This window comes from Paraburkholderia sp. SIMBA_053 (assembly GCF_046534895.1).
In the GTDB taxonomy this organism is placed as follows: Bacteria; Pseudomonadota; Gammaproteobacteria; order Burkholderiales; family Burkholderiaceae; genus Paraburkholderia; species Paraburkholderia caledonica.
Window position 1 is genome coordinate 1 of the sequence record NZ_JAWRXU010000340.1, and the last position, 321, is coordinate 321.

General features: G+C 63.6%; 1 pseudogene. It reads right to left on the reverse strand.

The features are described from left to right. Nucleotides 1-18: 18 nt before the first annotated feature. Nucleotides 19-321, reverse strand: a pseudogene (locus tag SB753_RS35905) (IclR family transcriptional regulator C-terminal domain-containing protein); the annotation flags it as partial.

Sequence of the window (321 nt, forward strand, 5' to 3'; positions counted from 1 at the left end):
ATCGTAGGTCGTTGATCGCTACTCCAACGTCCGTATCGAGTTGCTGATACCTCTCGCGCAGTCGATAACGGCAGGAGCGAGCTTCTGCCGAGCGTCTTCGAAAGTCCATCTGCTTGTGGGCGCAACCACATGCACGGCAGCAACGGGGCGCCCCTGGCTGCCGACCACGGGCGCTGCGATCGACATATCGCCGATGAACAGTTCCTCGCGGTTCGTCGCATAGGCATGCTGGCGCGCCTCGGTGAGCCGCTCGCCGTTCGCAGCGAGGTCCGTCGCCCGTGTTCGGCGTAAATGCGACCCGGCTCATCTGTGCGGACGACG